This is a genomic window from Xanthomonas cissicola, assembly GCF_008801575.1.
Classification (GTDB): domain Bacteria; phylum Pseudomonadota; class Gammaproteobacteria; order Xanthomonadales; family Xanthomonadaceae; genus Xanthomonas; species Xanthomonas cissicola.
The window spans coordinates 1-19,227 of the sequence record NZ_VZPL01000021.1 but is presented as its reverse complement, the minus strand read 5'-3'; the positions used below and the strand labels follow the sequence as shown (position 1 = coordinate 19,227).

The following is a 19,227-nucleotide window of genomic DNA, read 5'->3' as shown; positions in this document are numbered from 1 at the left end:
GAAATGAGCAAGGAACTTTTGCTGGTAGTGGATGCGGTCGCCAACGAGAAGGGCGTGCCGCGCGAGGTGATCTTCGAAGCGATCGAGGCCGCGCTGGCTTCCGCAGCGAAGAAGCGCTATCCCGACCAGGACGTGCTGGCCCGCGTCACCATCGATCACAAGGACGGTACTTACGAAACCTACCGTCGCTGGGAAGTGGTTGCCGATGATGTGGTGATGGAATCCCCTGACCGCCAGGTGCGTCTGATGGATGCCATCGACGAAGCCGATGGCGTGGAAGTGGGCGATTACATCGAAGAACAGATCGAGAATCCCGACTTCGGCCGTATCGCCGCGCAGGCCGCCAAGCAGGTGATCGTGCAGCGTGTGCGCGAGGCCGAGCGTCAGCAGGTGGTGGATGCGTGGAAGGATCGTGTGGGTGAGTTGATCACCGGCGTGGTCAAGCGCGCAGAGCGCGGCAATATTTTTGTCGATCTTGGCGGCAACGCCGAAGCCTTCATTCCGAAGGACAAGGGCATTCCGCGCGACGTGCTGCGTCCCGGCGACCGCGTGCGCGGTTATCTGGCCGAAGTGCGCTCCGAGCCACGTGGCCCGCAGCTGTTCATCAGCCGTGCCGCACCGGAATTCATGATCGAACTGTTCAAGCTCGAAGTACCGGAGGTCGGCCAGGGCCTGGTCGAGATCAAGGCTTGCGCACGCGATCCGGGCGACCGCGCCAAGATTGCCGTGATCGCGCACGACGCCCGCACCGATCCCATCGGCGCATGCATCGGCATGCGCGGTTCGCGCGTGCAGGCGGTGTCCAACGAACTCAATGGCGAGCGCGTGGACATCGTGTTGTGGAACGAGAACCCGGCCAACTTCGTCATCAACGCAATGGCGCCTGCCGAAGTGCAGTCGATCATCGTCGATGAAGACAAGCACTCGATGGACCTGGCCGTGGCGGAAGACCGCCTTGCGCAGGCGATCGGCAAGGGTGGCCAGAACGTGCGTCTGGCCAGCCGCCTGACCGGTTGGCAGCTCAACGTGATGACCGCCGACCAGGTGGCCGCCAAGTCCGAGGCCGAGCAGGCCGCGGCACGCCAGCTGTTCATGGACCGCCTGGAAGTGGACGAGGAAATCTCCGCGATCCTGGTCTCCGAAGGTTTCAACACGGTCGAAGAAATCGCCTACGTGCCGGTCGGCGAGTTGCTGGCGGTGGAGGGCTTCGACGAAGACATCGTTGAAGAACTGCGCGCCCGTGCCCGCGATGCGCTGCTGAACGCCGCGCTGGCCGAGGAGGAGGGCCTGGAAGGAACTCAGCCCACCGAGGACCTGCTGGCGCTGGAGGGGATGGACGAGGAAACGGCCTTTGCGCTGGCCGAGCACGGCGTGCGCACCAGCGAGGACTTGTCCGACCTGGCAGCGGACGAGATCGTCGACTTCGGCATCGAGGGCATGACCCAGGAGCGCGCTGCGGCGCTGATCCTGGCGGCCCGCGCCGAGGAGATCGCCCGTTTGGAGCGCGGCGAATGAGCCGGCAATGAACCGCGCCCTGACCCCATCAGGGCTTAGAATCAGCGTATCCCTTGCTCTGGGCGAGGGGGCGCCAACCAGATCATAGGATCCGAATGTCGCAGCAAACCACCATCCGCAAGCTTGCCGAACTGGTCAATACGCCGGTCGATAAACTGCTGGTTCAACTGGCCGAGGCCGGAATGAAGTTCAGCGGTCCCGACCAGGTCGTGACCAGCACCGAGAAGATGAAACTGCTTGGCTTCCTGCGTCGCACGCACGGCAAGGCCGAAACGTCTGCCGAAGCGGCGAGCGAAGCAGCCAAGAAAATCACGCTCAACCGGCGCAAGCTGCAGGAAGTCACTGTCAACGCCGGCCGCACCAAAACCACGGTCAACGTGGAAGTGCGGCAGAAGCGCACTTACGTGAAGTCCGAGAACGAAGGTGGCGGCCGCGCCGCGCCGATGACGCCGGACGAAGAACGCGCCGATATCCTGCGTAAGCTCGAGGAATCGCGTCAGCGCAACCTCGAAGAGCAGCAGCGCCTGGCCGAAAGCGACCGCGTGCGCGACGAAGCAATTCAGCGCAAGCGCGAGGAAGAGCAGGCCGCCAAGGACCGTGCAGAAGCCGAGCGCAAGGCTGCCGAGGAAGCCGCTGCGGCTGCCAGTGCGCCGGCCCCGGTTGCTGATGCGCCGACGCCGTCTGCCGCGGCGCCGGCTGCGCGTTCGCCTTCTTCGCCGTCCTCCGCACCGCGTGCGGCTCGCCCGGCGGGTGCATCTCCGGCCTCGCGTCCGGCAGCGCCGGCACGTGCGGACGACCGCAGCAATGCCGCCAAGCACAAGACGCGCGGTTCGCACGTCATGGTGGCCGGGGTCGAGGACGACGATGCGACCAAGCGCTTCGCCGGGCAGTTGCATCTGTCCGCTGCCGATCGCGCACGGCGTTCCAATGTGCGCGGCAAGCCGACCGGTCGCCCGGGTTCGTCGTCCTCGCGCCGCGGTAACGACAGCGGCCGTGGCGGCAGCCAGGCCAACAGCGGCCCGCACGGCTTCGAGCGCCCCACCGCACCGGTGGTGCGTGAAGTGGCGATCGGCGAGACCATCACCGTTGCAGACCTGGCGCAGAAACTCGCGCTCAAGGGCGGCGACGTGGTCAAGGCGTTGTTCAAGATGGGCGTCATGGCGACCATCACCCAGAGCATCGATCACGACACCGCGGCACTGGTGACCGAAGAGCTCGGCCATAAAGCCGTGCGTGCCGACAATGCCGACTTCGAGGACGCGCTGCTGGCGCATGCCGAGGATGCGCAGGGCGAGGCCACGTCGCGTCCGCCGGTGGTCACCATCATGGGTCACGTCGATCACGGCAAGACCTCGCTGCTGGATTACATCCGCCGTACCAAGATCGCCTCCGGCGAAGCCGGCGGCATCACTCAGCACATCGGTGCATACCACGTCGAAACCGGTCGTGGCGTCATCAGCTTCCTGGATACGCCCGGCCATGCCGCGTTTACCTCGATGCGTGCCCGTGGCGCCAAGATCACCGACATCGTGGTGCTGGTGGTTGCCGCCGACGATGGCGTGATGCCGCAGACCAAGGAAGCGGTTGCGCATGCCAAGGCGGCAGGCGTGCCGCTGATCGTGGCGGTCAACAAGATCGACAAGACCGGCGCGGATCCGCTGCGGGTCAAGAACGAGCTGCTGGCCGAAAACGTGGTGGCCGAAGAGTTCGGTGGCGACACCCAGTTCATCGAAGTGTCGGCCAAGCTCGGTACCGGCGTGGACACGCTGCTGGACGCGATTTCGCTGCAGGCCGAAGTGCTGGAACTCAAGGCCGTGGCCGAGGGCCGCGCCAGCGGTACCGTCATCGAATCCTCGCTGGACAAGGGCCGCGGCCCGGTGGCGACGGTGCTGGTGCAGCAGGGTGCGCTGAAGCGTGGCGACTATCTGGTGTGCGGCATCCAGTACGGTCGCGTGCGTGCGTTGTTCGACGAAACCGGCCATCAGCCGGCCTCGGCGGGCCCGTCGATTCCGGTGCAGGTCCTGGGTTTGTCCGGCGTGCCGGAAGCTGGCGACGACTTCGTGGTCGTCGACGACGAGCGTCTGGCCAAGGACGTGGCGCAGCAGCGCGAAACCAAGCGCCGCGAGTCGCGCCTGGTTGCCTCGGCGACCAACCGCATGGAAGACATCCTGGCCCAGATGGGCAAGGGCGAAGGCCAGCAGGTGTTGAACCTGGTGATCAAGGCCGACGTGCAGGGCTCGGTGGAAGCGCTCAAGCAGTCGCTGGTGGCGTTGTCCAACGAGGACATCCGCATCAACGTGATCCATTCTGGCGTGGGCGGCATCACCGAATCCGACGCGAATTCGGCCGCTGCTTCCAAGGCGACGATCATCGGCTTCAACGTGCGTGCGGATGCCTCGGCGCGCAAGATCGTCGAGTCCAACGGGATCGACCTGCGTTACTTCTCGATCATCTATGACGTGATCGATCAGGTGAAGCAGGTGGCCTCCGGTCTGCTCGGCGTGGAAATCCGCGAAGAGATCATCGGTATCGCACAGGTGCGCGATGTGTTCCGCAGTTCGAAGTTCGGCGCGGTTGCAGGCTGCATGGTCATCGAAGGCGTGGTCAAGCGCAGCAAGCCGATCCGCGTGCTCCGCGACAGCGTCGTGGTGTTCGAAGGCGAGCTGGAATCGCTGCGTCGCTTCAAGGAAAACGTCGACGAAGTGCGCAACGGTACCGAATGCGGTATCGGCGTGAAGGCCTACAACGACGTCAAGGCCGGCGACCAGATCGAGTGCTTCGAGCGTATCGAAGTGGCCCGTACGCTGTAACGGCTGCCGGGGCCCGCGGGCCCCGGACTCCGCCCTGCGTTGTCCAATGCAGGTTCTGCAAGGCGAGGGCGGCATGGCCGCCCGCGTTTGTTTTTGGCTTCGGTGCCTACTGGCCCTCCGAATCAACCAGGTCCACGACCATGCCAACCAAATCATTCCATCGCACCGACCGCGTATCTGCGCAGGTGCGTCGCGACCTCGGCACGATCGTGCACGCGGCCGTGCGCGACCACGGCCTGCCGTCGGTCAGCGTGTCCGACGTCGAAATCAGTCGCGACCTGGCGCACGCCAAGGTCTTCGTCACCGCGCTGCAGCAGGAGCGTTCGGCCGAAGCGGTCAAGGGGCTCAAGGAAATCGCCGGCCAGCTGCGTACGCAGTTGGCGCGCGCGATGAAGCTGCGCCACGTACCCGAGCTGCACTTCCATTACGACGATTCGGTCGATCGCGGCGAACGCATCGACAATCTGCTGCGTGACCTTGACGACGTTGGCCCCGAGGCCACGTCCAGCGACGAAGATGCCGAACAGCGCTGAGCGCTGTCACGGCTTGCCGCTTCTGCCGCGGCCCTGATTCCCGCGGGCGCGCACTGCGCCTGATTCGAGCACCGATCCTTTGAAACCCCGCATCGTCTATCGCCCGTTGCACGGCATCCTGCTGCTGGACAAGCCGTCGGGGCTGAGCTCCAACAATGCACTGCAGGCCGCACGCCGGTTATTGCGTGCAGAGAAGGGCGGCCATACCGGCAGCCTGGATCCGCTGGCCACCGGCCTGTTGCCGCTCTGTTTTGGCGAAGCGACCAAGATCGCCGGACTGCTGCTCGGTTCAGCCAAGGCGTACGACGCCGAGATCGTGTTGGGCGTCACCACCGACACCGACGATGCCGACGGCGAGCCGCTGCGCGAGCGTGCGGTGCCGGATCTGAGCGAGGCCGATCTCCAGGCGGCGCTGGCGCCTTTCATCGGCCGTATCCAGCAACAGGCGCCGATTTATTCCGCGCTCAAGCAGGGCGGCGAGCCGCTGTACGCCAAGGCGCGACGCGGCGAACGTATCGAAGCGCCGGTGCGCGAGGTGGATGTGCAGGCGATCGAGGTGCTGGGCTACGGCGCCCCACGTCTGCGCCTGCGCGTGACCTGCGGTTCGGGCACGTATATCCGCAGCCTGGCGCGTGACCTGGGCGAGGTGCTGGGATGTGGAGCGCACATCGCCTCGCTGCGTCGGCTGTGGGTGGAGCCGTTTCGCGCTCCGCAGATGATCACGCTGGAGGCGTTGTCGGCAGTTTTGGAAGCGGGTGCCGAGGCGCAGACACTATTGCTGCCGATCGAGGCCGGCCTGGCCGATTTTGCGCGAATCGTGCTCGATCAAACCCGCGCGGCGCGTTTTCGCATGGGCCAGCGCTTGCGTGATGCCGCATTTCCAACGGGGCAGGTGGCCGTATTCGGACCTGACGGAACCCCCTCGGGACTAGGCTTGGTGGACGCCGACGGGCGCTTGTCGCCACAACGATTATTCAATGGACTGAACGAAATTCCGGCCTGTTAAGATTTTGTCAACTTGTTCCCTGGGCCGGGCGACGTTACAATTTCGCGGCCCCGATCGGGGCACCTTAGCGCCAAGCGCGCTCATCCTAAGCAAACGGCGAGTCCGACGGTGCGTCATGCACGTTCCTGTCGACCACGCATCTATCGAGAAAACATCATGTCCGTCGACACCCAGAAAGTTATTGAAGACAACAAGCGCAGTGCCCAGGACACCGGTTCGCCGGAAGTGCAGGTGGCTCTGCTGACCGCGCGCATCGAGCTGCTGACCGGCCACTTCAAGACCCACAAGAAGGATCACCACAGCCGTCGTGGTCTGCTGCAGATGGTCAACCGTCGCCGCAGCCTGCTCGATTACCTGAAGAAGAAGGACAACGAGCGTTACAAGTCCTTGATCGAGAAGCTCGGCCTGCGCCGCTAATCGAGTCCTACCGCCGCGGCGCAGCGATGCGCCGCGGTTTTGTTTTGTTCAATCGCACGACGTTTCAAGCAATACGCACTCTTGGGCCGGAGCCTCCCGGCCGCCCGTTCTCGGCATGGGTCGACGACGGTCCAACGCAGACAGCAATACCTAAGGGAAAAAACCTCCGTGGCAAAAATCACCAAAACCTTCCAGTACGGCAAGCACACCGTCACTCTTGAGACGGGCGAAATCGCTCGCCAGGCAGGCGGCGCCGTGATCGTCAAGGTCGACGACACCGTACTGCTGGTCACCGCCGTCGCCGCCAAGAGCGCGCGCGAAGGGCAGGACTTCTTTCCTCTGACGGTCGATTATCAGGAGAAGTTCTACGCTGGCGGCCGCATCCCGGGCGGCTTCTTCAAGCGCGAAGGACGCGCGACCGAGAAGGAAACGTTGATCTCGCGCCTGATCGATCGTCCGATCCGTCCGCTGTTCCCGGAGGACTACAAGAACGAAGTGCAGATCATCGCCACCGTGATGTCGATGAACCCGGACATCGACGGCGATATCGCCGCGCTGATCGGCGCCTCGGCTGCACTGTCGCTGGCCGGCACTCCCTTCAAGGGCCCGATCGGCGCCGCCAAGGTCGGCTACAAGAACGGCGAATACATCCTCAACCCGACCGTGACCGAGCTGAAGGATTCGCAGCTGGAGCTGGTCGTGGCCGGTACCGCCAACGCGGTGCTGATGGTCGAGTCCGAAGCCGAGTTGCTGTCCGAAGAAGTCATGCTGGGCGCAGTGACGTTCGGCCATCGCGAGATGCAGAAGGTCATCAACGTCATCAACGAGCTGACCGTCGAGGCCGGCACCAAGCCGTCCGACTGGGTGGCCCCGGCGAAGAACGACGGCATGATCACTGCCCTGAAGGAAGCGGTGGGCGACCAGCTGGCGTCGGCGTTCCAGGTGCGCGACAAGCTGCAGCGCCGCGATGCGATTTCCGCGATCAAGAAGGACGTGCTGGGCGCACTGGCGCCGCGCGCCACCATCGAAGGCTGGGCTGCCGGTGATCTGGCCAAGGAATTCGGCGAGCTGGAATACCAGACCATGCGTGGCTCGGTGTTGAGCACTAAGGTGCGTATCGACGGTCGTGCACTGGATACCGTGCGTCCGATCAGCGCCACGGCCGGTGTGTTGCCGCGTACCCATGGCTCGGCGCTGTTCACCCGCGGCGAGACGCAGGCGATCGTGATCACCACGCTGGGCACCGCGCGCGACGGTCAGGTCATCGACGCGGTGTCGGGCGAGTACAAGGAAAATTTCCTGTTCCATTACAACTTCCCTCCGTACTCGGTGGGCGAGTGCGGTCGTTTCGGTGCGCCGAAGCGTCGCGAAATCGGCCACGGCCGCCTGGCCAAGCGCGGCGTGCTGGCAGTGATGCCGACCCTGGAAGAATTCCCGTACACCATCCGCGTGGTCTCGGAAATCACCGAATCCAACGGTTCGTCCTCGATGGCATCGGTCTGCGGCAGCTCGCTGGCGCTGATGGATGCTGGCGTGCCGATCAAGGCGCCGGTCGCGGGTATCGCAATGGGCCTGGTCAAGGAAGGCAACGACTTCGTCGTGCTCTCCGACATCCTGGGCGACGAAGATCACCTCGGCGACATGGACTTCAAGGTGGCCGGTACTGCCGAAGGCGTGTCCGCCCTGCAGATGGACATCAAGATCGAAGGCATCACCGAAGAGATCATGAAGCAGGCATTGCAGCAGGCCAAGGCTGGCCGTCTGCACATCCTGGGCGAGATGGCGCATGCGCTGACCACCCCGCGTCAGGAGCTGAGCGACTACGCGCCGCGCCTGCTCACCATCAAGATCCACCCGGACAAGATCCGCGAAGTGATCGGCAAGGGTGGCTCGACCATCCAGGCCATCACCAAGGAAACCGGCACGCAGATCGACATCCAGGACGATGGCACGATCATTATCGCCTCGGTCAATGCCATCGCTGCGCAGGCTGCGAAGTCGCGCATCGAACAGATCACCTCGGACGTGGAGCCGGGCCGCATCTACGAAGGCAAGGTCGCCAAGATCATGGACTTCGGTGCGTTCGTCACCATCCTGCCCGGCAAGGACGGCCTGGTCCACGTCTCGCAGATTTCCAGCGAGCGCGTGGAGAAGGTCGGCGACAAGTTGAAGGAAGGCGATCTGGTCCGCGTCAAGGTGCTGGAAGTGGACAAGCAGGGCCGCATCCGCCTGTCGATCAAGGCAGTGGAAGAAGGCGAAGGCGTGCAGGCGTCGGCCGAGTAATCGCTGCGTGCTGATGCATCACGCGTGATGCATGACGAAAGAGCGGGCTTCGGCCCGCTTTTTTGTTGTGTGGGATTGGTATTAATTCCTTCTCCCATCGGGAGAAGGTGGCGCGCAGCGCTGGATGAGGGTACGGGCGGAGCCTCGTGCTGTGAGCTGAACGAAGCCTCCGTCACGTACCCTCACCCCAACCCCTCTCCCACAGGAGAGGGGCTATCACCTTACTCAGGTTGTTGTGTCGGCGAAGGCTGTGCTTCCGGGCGCGGCGGTACGACCCGCGGGAAGCCCGGCGGCATCGTTTGTTCTGCAGGCGCGGTGTCGGGTGTCGGCAGCGGCGCCGTCGGCGGCGGCGCAGCCACTGCCGCATCGGGACGCAGTTTCAACAGTGCGGCCCAGTCGCGGCGATTGAAGTCGCACAATTCTTCGTGCGCCGGCGTGCATTCGCTGGCGATGCCCAGGCTGTCTTCGTTCTGGTCCTGGGTGCTGTCCGACTGCGGTGTCGGTAACACGACGCGGCCGGCACGATCCAACGGCATCTTGCGCATCATCACCGTGTTGAACACGTTGCCGCCGATCAGGTATAGCGTGCGATCGCCGCCGACATTGGCAGCCACCACCACATCGCAATGCGACTGCCATGGCATCGGTGTGCTGCCGCCCAACGCGGCCTTCAGGCCGGCATAGCCCATCGCGGTGCTGCGGCCGCGCAGCAGACACAGCAGATCGCCGGGCGCCGGCTTCTCGGCTGCCGGATCGGTGAACCGGTACGGCCCGGTAGCGCCGTCGTTGTAGGCGCTGCGGATGTAATCCAGATGCCGCGCGGAGCGATGAAAACCGCTCAGCCCCGACTGCGTCATCACCCAGGAAATGAAAGCGGCCGACCATGGGTTGTCGATCAGAAATGCACGGCAGTCGCTGGCGGTGTAGCGCGTGCCATCCAATGCCGCGCAGCTCGATGCGCCAGGCCTGCCGCCCATCGACGCAAGCGTGCCGCTGTCGCGCCAGTAGCCTGCAACGCGTTGCCAGGCGACCACGCCGTGATCGGCCAGATAGCCCGATTCGGCTTCGGTGACGCCCAGGCTGGCCAGGCGACCCTTGGCGTCGATAAACGGACGTTGCCATAACCGGTGCTCATTGCAGGCGCTGCGCACGATGGCGATCGCGGCGGGACTCGTTCCGAACCGTGGCGGGATATCGCACACCTCAGCAGCCGCAGCGCTACTTCCGATACCTGCCAGCAAGAGGCAGATCCACGGCCAAGGTTTGACGGTCATTGCAGGTCCTGCACGGAAACATCGCAGCAGGCTGCCAGAGCCGGCTGGGCGCACGCGTGAAATCAGCGCGCTGGCGGCGGGCCGAGTTTGAGCGACAGATCCACTGCCTGCACATGCTTGGTGAGCCCGCCGATGGAAATGCAGTCCACCCCGGCTTCGGCAATCGTACGAATGCCGGCCAGATCCACGCTGCCGGAAACTTCCAGCGGAATGCGCCGTTCTGGCGGTAATGCGCCAACGATACGCACCGCTTCTCGGCGCATGGCCTGGTCGAAGTCGTCGATCAGGATGCGCGTGCAACCAACCTGCAATGCTTCGCGTAGCTGCTCCAGCGTTTCCACTTCGACCACCAGCGGCAACTGCGGTTGCTGCGCGCGTGCGGCATGCACGGCCGCGCTCAACGAACCGGCGGCGCGAATGTGATTTTCCTTCAGCATCACCGTGTCGAACAGGCCGATGCGGTGATTGTCGCCACCACCGCAGCGCACAGCGTATTTCTGCGCGGCGCGCAGGCCCGGCAGCGTCTTGCGTGTGTCCAGAATGCGCGCTTGCGTTCCGGCCACCGCAGCCACATACGCCGCGGTGGTGGTCGCCGTGGCAGACAGCGTCTGCATGAAATTGAGCGAGGTGCGTTCGGCACTGACCAGGCTACGGCTGCGCCCCTGCAACAGCGCAAGCACCGTGCCGGCCCCGACGTGCTGGCCTTCGTGCACCTGCCAGTCGATGCGTACCTGCGGGTCCAGTGCGCGGTGGGTGGCATCGAACCAGGGACGGCCGGCGATGACCGCATCCTGCTTGCACAGCAGGTAGGCACTGTCGGCCTGGTCGGGCAGCAGCGCGGCGGTGACATCGCCGCTGCCCATGTCTTCGGCCAGGGCGCGCGCCACATCCGCTTCGATCGATTCGACGGGTGGCGCGTCCGGCACGTTCGTGCGCACGGGCAGGCTCACTTCTCGGGGAAGTCGGCGATTTGTGCAGTGGCGATGGCTTCTTCGGCCAGCAGCACCGGAATGCCGTCGTCGACGCGGAAGATCTGCTTGCGGTCGCGGGTGATCAGCGCTTCACGCAGCGGCTGGGTTTGTGCGGCGCCGTCGGCGCGCTGAAGGGCTCCGCCTGCGATGGCGGCATTGAGTGCTTCCAGGCCCTTGCTGTCGAGCAGCGAAAGCGGCTGGCGGGTGTCGGGCGAGCACAGCAGGTCGAGCAATTTGCGATCCATCGAAGTCTTGTCTTGCGTGAAGATTGGCTAGAATACGTCTTTACCGCAGGGCAGGGCCATGACCTCCAACCACTCCGCGCCGCTGGTCGGCATCGTGATGGGTTCCCGTTCGGATTGGGAGACCATGCAACACGCAGCTCAGAAGCTCGACGCGCTGGGCGTGCCGTACGAAGTCAAGGTGGTCTCGGCGCACCGCACCCCGGACGTCTTGTTCGCCTACGCCGAACAGGCGGGCGCCCGTGGACTGCGCGCGATCATCGCCGGCGCCGGCGGCGCGGCGCATCTGCCGGGCATGCTGGCTGCCAAGACTGCAGTGCCGGTGCTTGGTGTGCCGGTGCAGTCCAAGGCGCTTAACGGCATGGATTCGCTGCTGTCGATCGTGCAGATGCCGGCCGGTATTCCGGTGGCCACCTTCGCCATCGGCAATGCGGGTGCGGCCAATGCGGCGTTGTTTGCGGCGGCCATGCTGGCGCCGGAGCAGACGCAGATCGGTCAGGCGCTGGCGCAGTTCCGCGCCAAGCAGACCGACGATGTCATGGCCAGCGACGACCCGCGCCAATGAGCACGCTCGGTATTCTGGGTGGCGGCCAGCTGGCGCGCATGCTTGTACTTGCCGGTGCGCCGCTCGGCATACGCTTTGCGGTCTTCGATCCGGCAGCCGATGCCTGCGCTGGCCAGGTGGCACCGCTGCAGGTTGGCGCGTTCGATGACGTGGCGACCCTTGCCGCATTCGCCGAGCAGGTGGATGTGATCACTTTCGATTTCGAAAACGTGCCGGCCACCAGCGCGCAGCAACTTGCCGCCCAGGTGCCGGTGTTTCCCAGTCCGGCTGCGCTTGCGGTTGCGCAGGACCGGCTCAGCGAAAAAACCTTGTTCCGCGAGCTCGGCATTCCGGTGCCGGAGTTTGCCGCGATCGACGACCGCGCCGGCCTGGATGCAGCGCTCGCACGGATCGGCACGCCCTGCGTGCTGAAGACGCGCCGCTTCGGCTACGACGGCAAGGGCCAGTTCCGTATCAAGTCGCTCGCCGATGCCGATGCAGCGTGGGACGCGCTGGGCGCACAGGCGGCGCACGTCGGATTGATCGTGGAAGCGTTCGTGCCGTTCCAGCGCGAGGTCAGCGTGGTTGCAGTGCGTGGGCGCGATGGCGAATTCCGCGCCTGGCCATTGACCGAAAACTGGCATGTGGACGGTGTGCTGTCGGCCAGCCTGGCACCGGCCAGCGTGGAGGCGGCACTCCAAGCCTCGGCCGAATCGCACGCGCGTGCCGTGGCGGAAAAGCTCGACTACGTCGGCGTATTTGCGCTGGAGCTATTCGTGCGCGACGGTGAGTTGCTTGCCAACGAAATGGCGCCGCGCGTGCATAACTCAGGGCATTGGACCATCGAAGGCGCCGAGACCTCGCAATTCGAAAATCATGTGCGGGCGGTCCTTGGCTTGCCACTGGGCAGTACTGCGATGCGTGGCCACGCCTGCATGCTCAACTGGCTGGGTGCGATGCCAGACGCCAGGGCGTTTCTGGCGGTGCCCGGTGGGCATTGGCACGACTATGGCAAGCAAGCGCGCGATGGACGCAAGGTGGGGCACGCAACGCTGCGCGCGGAGACGGCGCAGGCGCTTGCGCTGGCAGTGAGCGATGCCGGCGCGGCGCTGCAGCGCGATGCGCAAGCCCAGCCGGTGGTTGCGCGTTTGAACGAAGGGTGATGCGCGCAGCATGTCGGTGGCCATGACGTGCGACGTCGCGCGCTGTCTGCGAGGCAAGTCGGTGTCGGACGCGGACCCGTCCTGCAATGTTTCAGCAGATGAGCCAGTCTGCATCTGCGACTGAAAGCTGAGCGGGCAGGTCAGCCCAGTCGGCTTGCGACAAAATCCCAGTTCACCAGCTTCCAGAAAGCCTCCAGGTAGCGCGCGCGATCCTGCTGGTAGTCAAGGTAATACGCATGCTCCCAGATGTCGCAGGCGAGCAGCGGAACGTCCGGCCCGGTGAGCGGGGTGGAGGCATTGGGTGTGGCGACCACCGCCAACGCGCCGTCCGGGCGCTGCACCAGCCACACCCAGCCCGAGCCGAAGCTGGTCAAGGCCACACGATTGAACTCCTGCTTGAAATGCACGAAGTCGCCGAACGATTTGGCGATGCCCTCGCCCAGCCGCCCAAGCGGCTCCCCGCCAGCGCGCGGACGCAGGCACTGCCAATAGAAATTGTGGTTCCACACCTGCGCGGCAAGATGAAACAACGTGCCCTGCGCCTGGGCGATGATTTCTTCCAGCGTCAGCTCGGCCAATTCGCTGCCTTCCAGGCGCGCGTTGAGCTGTTCGACCTCGCTGCGGTGACAGACGCCGTGATGCGCTTCCAGTGTCGCAGACGACAGATGCGGTTCCAGGGCAGCGCGGGAGTAGGGCAGTGCAACGTGTTCGATCGGCATGATGTCAGTGGCAGCGAAGGGAGTGCGGCGATAGGTCGCGCTGAAGGCTTACAATGCGCGCCTTTGCGGAAGTCTATCCGACCCGGCGGTCGGGCCTGCCGCTCCCAGTCAGGAGAGTCCAATGCCGGTGATGGAACGGATCCAGGCCGAAGTCGAAAAACACCCGATCGTGCTGTTCATGAAAGGCACCCCGCAATTTCCGATGTGCGAGTTTTCCAGTCGCGCCGTGCAGGCCCTGGTCGCCGCCGGTGCCGACCAACTGCGCACGGTCAACGTGTTGGAAGAACCCGAAGTGCGCGCCAATCTGCCGCGCTACTCCAACTGGCCCACGTTTCCGCAGCTGTTCATCCATGGCGAGCTGATCGGCGGCTGCGACATCACGCTGGAGCTGTTCGAAGCCGGCGAGCTCAAGCGCATCGTCAGCGAGGCGTACCAGCCGTGAGTTCGGTGCAGGCCCAGTCGCAGTCGGCTGCCTTGTCGGGACGTGTCGTGCTGATCACCGGCGCCGCTGGTGGCCTCGGCGCCGCTGCGGCGCAGGCATGCGCGGCGGCAGGCGCCACGGTGGTCCTGCTTGGTCGCAAGGTGCGCCCGCTGGAGCGCATCTACGACGCGGTTGCAGCGCTGGGTGACGAGCCGCTGCTATATCCGCTGGATCTGGCCGGCGCCACGCCGGACGACTACGCCACGCTTGCGCAACGGTTGCAGACCGAGCTTGGTGGCCTGCATGGCCTGCTGCACTGCGCCGCCGACTTTTCCGGCCTGACGCCAACCGAACTCGTCTCACCTGCAGATTTCGCACGGACCTTGCACGTCGACCTGACCGCGCGCGCCTGGCTGACCCAGGCATGCCTGCCGCTGTTGCGGCAGCAGGACGATGCGGCAGTCGTCTTCGTGGTGGACGACCCCGCGCGTGTGGGTCAGGCTTATTGGGGAGCGTATGGCGCCGCCCAGCATGCGCAGCGCGGCTTGATCGCAACCTTGCATCATGAAACCGCCGCCGGCCCGGTGCGCGTCAGCGGCCTGCAGCCCGGCCCGATGCGCACCGCATTGCGCGCACGCGCTTTCACCCATCACGAAGACAACGACGCGGTCGATGCCGCACGTTACGCCCCTGCGTGCGTCGGCGTGCTGTCAGCCGCGGGGGCGACGCATCGCGGTGCGATCTGGAGTCCGCCGGTATGACCATTCTTTCCGCGGCGCTGCTGCTGTTCCTGATTCTCGACCCGCTGGGCAACATTCCAGTGTTTCTCAGCGTGCTCAAGCCGCTGCCGCCCAAGCGCCAGCGCTTCGTGCTTGCGCGTGAACTGCTGATCGCGCTGTGCGTGTTGATGGCGTTCCTGTGGGGCGGCAAGTACGCGCTGGAGCTGATGCACCTGCGGCAGGAATCGGTGGCCATTGCCGGCGGCATCGTGCTGTTTGTGATCGGCATCCGCATGATCTTCCCGCGGCCCGAGGGCCTGATGGGCGAAATCCCCGACGGCGAGCCCTTCATCGTGCCGCTGGCCATCCCGCTGGTGGCCGGCCCGTCCGGCATGGCCGCGGTGATGCTGATGGGCAGCAACGAGCCCACGCGGCTGTGGGACTGGAGCCTTGCGCTGATGATCGCCTGGATCGGCGCCTCGTCGATCCTGGCCGCCGCGCCGCTGTTGTACAAACTGCTCGGCCACCGCGCCCTGACGGCCATCGAGCGCCTGATGGGCATGCTGCTGGTCGCCATCTCGGTACAGATGTTCCTGGACGGCCTGGGCACGTACTTCAAGTTGCCGGTGTCGATCTAGCGCAGCTCTCGGCGGCTTGCCGATTACCTCGGGGTATGGCCGCAATGTGCGCCGATGGGCTAGGTCTCAACCCGCACTGGCGTGGTTTACGTGCTCGCGGCCCATGGTTCCAGCGACTGACTAGCGCAACGTGGCGCCCAGACAGTCGCGGTGCCACGTGATGGTTTCTGGACGATGGGGACGGGTCGCCCTTGGCCGCTGGCGACTGTCTTGAGGTCGATCGGTCAGTGAAGCAAGACGGCAAGTGGAGTGTCATAGTCGGCGGAGTGCATGGCCATGTGGCAACCCCATGTGCAGCACGCATGCATTGGCCGAAGGCAGGCGTTTGGGCCTGTTGATCGTATCTGCCGACTCGGCAGCTCCAAAGGCGCAACGTGCGTCTCGCTCCGGTTGCGATCTTGCACGATTTGGCGACTCCGCCTTACCTTCGCAATTCATGTAGCAGCGCGCGAAGTTTGTCACGCCGTCGTCACAATCAGGCCTTAGCGTGTTAATCTGTTGTTAACCGTTGCGGCAGCAACCAGTTGCGCGGCAAGGGATCCCAGATCATCGGCAGCCCACCCCCGGGAACGGTTGGGCTGACTGCGCCTTTTTGTCACTGCCCAACCTGTATCGAGGCTACCGAAATGACCCACCCCCGTTATCTCCGCATGTCCAAGCTGACGCTTGGCCTTGTCGCCGCGCTCGCCGCCGCTCCTGTGTTTGCGCAAAGCACCTCGGCTGGCGTCGCCGGCCTGGTGACCGGCAGCGGCGGCCAGCCCGTCCCGAACGCCGAAGTCACCATTACGCACGTGGAGTCCGGAACGGTCAGCCGCGCCACCACCGATGCCAGCGGACGCTATAACGCGCGCGGCTTGCGTGTGGGCGGGCCGTACACCATCACCATCACCGCCTCGGGCGCTGGCAACACCACCCGCGAAGGTGTGTATCTGAATCTGGACAAGGTCAACCAGGTCGATGCCGCCCTGGGTGGCGATCTGGCGACGCTTGGCACCGTGCAGGCGATCGCCGGCAACTACGGCTCGGCCATTTTCAGCGCCAACAAGATGGGCACCGGTACCAACGTGACCCGCGAAGAAATCGAGTCGCTGCCGTCGATCAACCGTAACCTGCAGGACTATGTGCGCCTGGATCCGCGCGTCGCGCAAACCGACAAGGCGCGCAACGAAATCTCCATCGCCGGCCAGAACCCGCGCTACAACGCGATCCGCGTCGACGGCATCAGCACCAACGACGCCTTCGGCCTGGAATCCAACAGCCTGCCGACCCCGCGCCAGCCGTTCTCGATGGACGTCATCGATGAAATCTCGGTGGACGTGGCCAACTACGACGTCACCATTACCGGTGGCACCGGCGGCGTGATCAATGCGGTCACCAAGTCCGGCACCAACGAGTTTCACGGGTCGGTCTACGGCACCTATCGTGACAACGATTGGTCAGGCAAGAATCAAAACGGCATCCGCCCGCAGCTGTTCGACAACGAGAAGACCTACGGTCTGACCTTCGGGGGGCCTATCGTCAAGGACAAGCTATTCTTCTTCGCCAATTATGAAAAGTACGACGGCAAAGGCGTGTTCACCGGTGCCTCCGGCTACGGTCCGCAAGGTTCCGGTGCCAGCAACATCGTCAATGTTTCCCAGGCTCAGGTTGATGACATCATCAACATCTCCCGTAACGTCTACGGCTTCGATCCGGGCACGTTGACTCTGCCGGCGCTCGACTCCGAGTCGGAAGAGAAGGGCATCAAGATCGACTGGAATATCAGCGACAAGCATCGCGCATCGTTCCGTTATGGCAAGTCTGAGCAGGAAACTGCCAACCTCAATGGTTTCAGCAACACTTCGTTGGCGCTGAACTCCTACCACTACGTGCGCAACTTCAATCTCGAGACTTACACCGCGCAGCTGTTCAGCGACTGGAACGAAAAGTTTTCCACTGAAGCCAAGGTGTCTTACCGCGACTACTCTGCGGTTCGTGATGCGGCGTCGCGGTTGCCGGCAGTTGGCGTGCGTGTGGGTAACAACTTCGTAAACCTGGGTACCGAACAGAGCACCCAGGCCAACGAACTGCAGACCAAGACCTGGAACGCGTTTTTCGCGGCCAATCTGTATCTAAACGATCACACAGTGAAGTTCGGCGCCGACTACGAAGACAACGACATCTTCAACCTGTTTGCGCAGCGTGTATTTGGTTCTTACACCTTCAATTCGATCGATGACTACCGCAACAATCGTCCGGCGAACTATCGTTACTCGCAATCCAATAGCGGGAATATTGACGATATCGCCGCGAAGTGGGGCATGAAAAACGTCGGCCTGTTCTTGCAGGATACCTGGTCGGTCAACAACAATCTGACCTTGACTTTCGGTGTCCGCTACGACGAACCCCTGGTCAAGAACAGCCCGCAGTACAACGCGGCAGCGTCGGCGACCTTCGGCGTGCGCAACGATCAGACCATCGATGGCAATGGCCTGCTGCAACCGCGCTTCGGCTTTAACTACACCTTCGATGCTGATCGCCCGACGCAGCTGCGCGGCGGTGTAGGCCTATTCCAAGGCGCTGCAGCATCGGTTTGGCTCTCCAACCCATACTCCAATACCGGTCTGGCTTATACCGATTACAACTTCTCGAGCGTGGCTCTGGTTAACCAAAACAACATCCGGTTCACGCCTGACGTCGACAATCAGCCGCGCGGCAACGGCACCGTCAGCGGTGCCACGCAATCGGTGGATTTCGTCGACAAAGACCTGGGTCAGCCTTCCGTGTGGAAAGCCAATCTCGCTTTCGATACAGAGCTGCCCTGGTATGGTGTGGTCGCGTCTATCGAAGGTGTCGTCACCAAGGTCAAGGGAGCGATTTACTACCAGCAACTCAATTTGGCCGATGCACGTGGCCCGTCGGCAATCGGTCAGGACGGCCGTTTGATCTATTGGAATCAGGCTGGCTTAAATCCGGCCAACTGGAACGTCAACGGTGCGCAGCCGTCAGGTGTTTCGGTGGATGCACGCGGCAATCGCTATCGCTCCTATAACGATGCCATCATCGCGCGTCCGACCAACAAGGGTGGCAGCCAGAGCCTAACTGTCGGCTTGAACAAGCCATTCAACGATAGCGACTGGTCCTGGAGCCTGGCCTATACCTTTGCCAACGCTGACGAAGTTAGCGGACTGACCAGCTCCACTTCCAGTTCTCAGCTGGGCAATACCGCCGTGTTCCAGGCCAATGAAGAGGTGAATGCGACATCTGCGTACGAAGTTCGTAATAGCTTCCTCGGCACCCTGCAGTGGAAGCACAACTTCTTCGGCGACTATGCGACCAAAGTTGGTCTGGTCTACCAGGGGCGTAGCGGTCGGCCTTACAGCTATACCTTTGACAACGACGCCAACGGCGACGGCCGCTTGAACGATCTGCTCTACATCCCAGAGGGGCCTGGCGATGTGCGCTTCGGTTCGGCTGCCGAAGAAGCAGCGTTCTGGAACTTCGTAAACAGCGATCAATATCTGTCCACCCACAAGGGGCAGGTTGCACAGCGCAATGCAGCGCGCAATACCTGGGTCAATCAGTTCGACTTGCACATCGAGCAGGAGCTTCCGGGCTTTGTCGATGGCAACAAGGCGCAGATCTGGCTGGACGTTATGAACGTCGGCAACCTGTTGAACAAGAAATGGGGTCGCGTTGAGGAATACGCGTTTCCCGGCATGCGCGGCGTTGTCGAATACGGTGGTATCGACGCCAGCACCGGCAAGTACGTCTACCGATTCAATCAGCCGGATGCCGCGACCATCTACGACGACAAGGGCATCTCCCGCTGGGCGCTGCAGCTGGGCTTCCGCTACCAGTTCTAGGGAAGCTCTGAACAACGCACCACAGATACGCGACACTACCCGCCTCATCATGTAGAGGATCATCTATGCAGCTGACGTTCGGTGACGCTGAGGGCCTGGGCAAGCGCAAGCAGACCCGGCGCGAGAT

16 protein-coding genes are annotated in these 19,227 nt (G+C 63.7%); 12 read left to right on the top strand and 4 right to left on the bottom strand.

Translation table 11 applies throughout. The annotated features are described in order from the left end of the window. Positions 1–3: 3 nt before the first annotated feature. From nusA to pnp, 6 genes are all read left to right on the top strand, one after another. Positions 4–1,515 carry a transcription termination factor NusA gene (gene nusA / locus F7R02_RS11055; protein WP_005914268.1) on the top strand — a complete coding sequence of 504 codons (1,512 nt, stop codon included), beginning with the start codon at positions 4–6 and terminating at the stop codon, positions 1,513–1,515. Positions 1,516–1,610: 95 nt separating this feature from the next. Further along, positions 1,611–4,325 (top strand): translation initiation factor IF-2, encoded by a 2,715-nt coding sequence (gene infB, locus F7R02_RS11050; RefSeq protein ID WP_003485576.1) that lies wholly within the window; start codon positions 1,611–1,613, stop codon positions 4,323–4,325. Positions 4,326–4,465: 140 nt separating this feature from the next. Then, positions 4,466–4,858 (top strand): 30S ribosome-binding factor RbfA, encoded by a 393-nt coding sequence (gene rbfA / locus F7R02_RS11045; RefSeq protein ID WP_005914265.1) that lies wholly within the window; start codon positions 4,466–4,468, stop codon positions 4,856–4,858. Positions 4,859–4,937: 79 nt separating this feature from the next. Next, positions 4,938–5,864, top strand: a complete 927-nt coding sequence (gene truB / locus F7R02_RS11040; RefSeq protein ID WP_078590172.1) for a tRNA pseudouridine(55) synthase TruB — start codon at positions 4,938–4,940, stop codon at positions 5,862–5,864. A gap of 156 nt (positions 5,865–6,020) precedes the next feature. Then, the gene (gene rpsO / locus F7R02_RS11035) at positions 6,021–6,281 is read left to right on the top strand and encodes a 30S ribosomal protein S15 (RefSeq protein WP_003485583.1); all 261 of its coding nucleotides are present in this window, start codon (positions 6,021–6,023) and stop codon (positions 6,279–6,281) included. 168 nt (positions 6,282–6,449) lie between these two features. After that, positions 6,450–8,564 carry a polyribonucleotide nucleotidyltransferase gene (gene pnp / locus F7R02_RS11030; RefSeq protein ID WP_003485585.1) on the top strand — a complete coding sequence of 705 codons (2,115 nt, stop codon included), beginning with the start codon at positions 6,450–6,452 and terminating at the stop codon, positions 8,562–8,564. Between the two features lie 221 nt (positions 8,565–8,785). Here the strand turns inward: pnp and F7R02_RS11025 are convergent, their stop codons facing one another. The 3 genes from F7R02_RS11025 to F7R02_RS11015 form a co-directional block, all read right to left on the bottom strand. Further along, complete coding sequence (locus tag F7R02_RS11025) at positions 8,786–9,838, bottom strand: DUF2272 domain-containing protein (protein WP_078590171.1); 1,053 nt, start codon at positions 9,836–9,838, stop codon at positions 8,786–8,788. Positions 9,839–9,900: 62 nt separating this feature from the next. After that, a complete protein-coding gene (gene nadC / locus F7R02_RS11020) occupies positions 9,901–10,788 on the bottom strand; it encodes a carboxylating nicotinate-nucleotide diphosphorylase (protein WP_078590170.1) in 888 nt (295 codons plus the stop codon). Then, positions 10,785–11,054: a Trm112 family protein gene (locus tag F7R02_RS11015; RefSeq protein WP_078590169.1), complete on the bottom strand. Its 270-nt coding sequence runs from the start codon at positions 11,052–11,054 to the stop codon at positions 10,785–10,787. The genes nadC and F7R02_RS11015 overlap by 4 nt, the downstream gene beginning before the upstream one ends. Before the next feature lie 58 nt (positions 11,055–11,112). Here F7R02_RS11015 and purE point away from each other — a divergent pair, with 58 nt between their 5' ends. Both purE and F7R02_RS11005 read left to right on the top strand, forming a co-directional pair. Then, positions 11,113–11,616, top strand: a complete 504-nt coding sequence (gene purE / locus F7R02_RS11010) for a 5-(carboxyamino)imidazole ribonucleotide mutase (RefSeq protein ID WP_003485592.1) — start codon at positions 11,113–11,115, stop codon at positions 11,614–11,616. Continuing rightward, complete coding sequence (locus F7R02_RS11005) at positions 11,613–12,758, top strand: 5-(carboxyamino)imidazole ribonucleotide synthase (protein ID WP_078590168.1); 1,146 nt, start codon at positions 11,613–11,615, stop codon at positions 12,756–12,758. Before purE ends, F7R02_RS11005 begins: the two co-directional genes overlap by 4 nt. Positions 12,759–12,898: 140 nt before the next feature. Here the strand turns inward: F7R02_RS11005 and F7R02_RS11000 are convergent, their stop codons facing one another. Beyond that, complete coding sequence (locus F7R02_RS11000; protein WP_003485595.1) at positions 12,899–13,477, bottom strand: superoxide dismutase; 579 nt, start codon at positions 13,475–13,477, stop codon at positions 12,899–12,901. Positions 13,478–13,598: 121 nt separating this feature from the next. Here F7R02_RS11000 and grxD point away from each other — a divergent pair, with 121 nt between their 5' ends. The 4 genes from grxD to F7R02_RS10975 all read left to right on the top strand — a co-directional run bounded on the left by grxD (position 13,599) and on the right by F7R02_RS10975 (position 19,100). Further along, positions 13,599–13,919 (top strand): Grx4 family monothiol glutaredoxin, encoded by a 321-nt coding sequence (grxD, locus tag F7R02_RS10995; protein ID WP_078590167.1) that lies wholly within the window; start codon positions 13,599–13,601, stop codon positions 13,917–13,919. Then, on the top strand, positions 13,916–14,659 hold the full coding sequence (locus tag F7R02_RS10990; RefSeq protein WP_078590166.1) for an SDR family NAD(P)-dependent oxidoreductase: 744 nt from the start codon (positions 13,916–13,918) through the stop codon (positions 14,657–14,659). Before grxD ends, F7R02_RS10990 begins: the two co-directional genes overlap by 4 nt. Beyond that, entirely contained in the window at positions 14,656–15,255 is a 600-nt protein-coding gene (locus F7R02_RS10985) for a YhgN family NAAT transporter (RefSeq protein WP_003485603.1), read from the top strand. Before F7R02_RS10990 ends, F7R02_RS10985 begins: the two co-directional genes overlap by 4 nt. Before the next feature lie 626 nt (positions 15,256–15,881). Beyond that, the gene (locus F7R02_RS10975) at positions 15,882–19,100 is read left to right on the top strand and encodes a TonB-dependent receptor (protein WP_078590165.1); all 3,219 of its coding nucleotides are present in this window, start codon (positions 15,882–15,884) and stop codon (positions 19,098–19,100) included. Positions 19,101–19,227 lie beyond the last annotated feature (127 nt).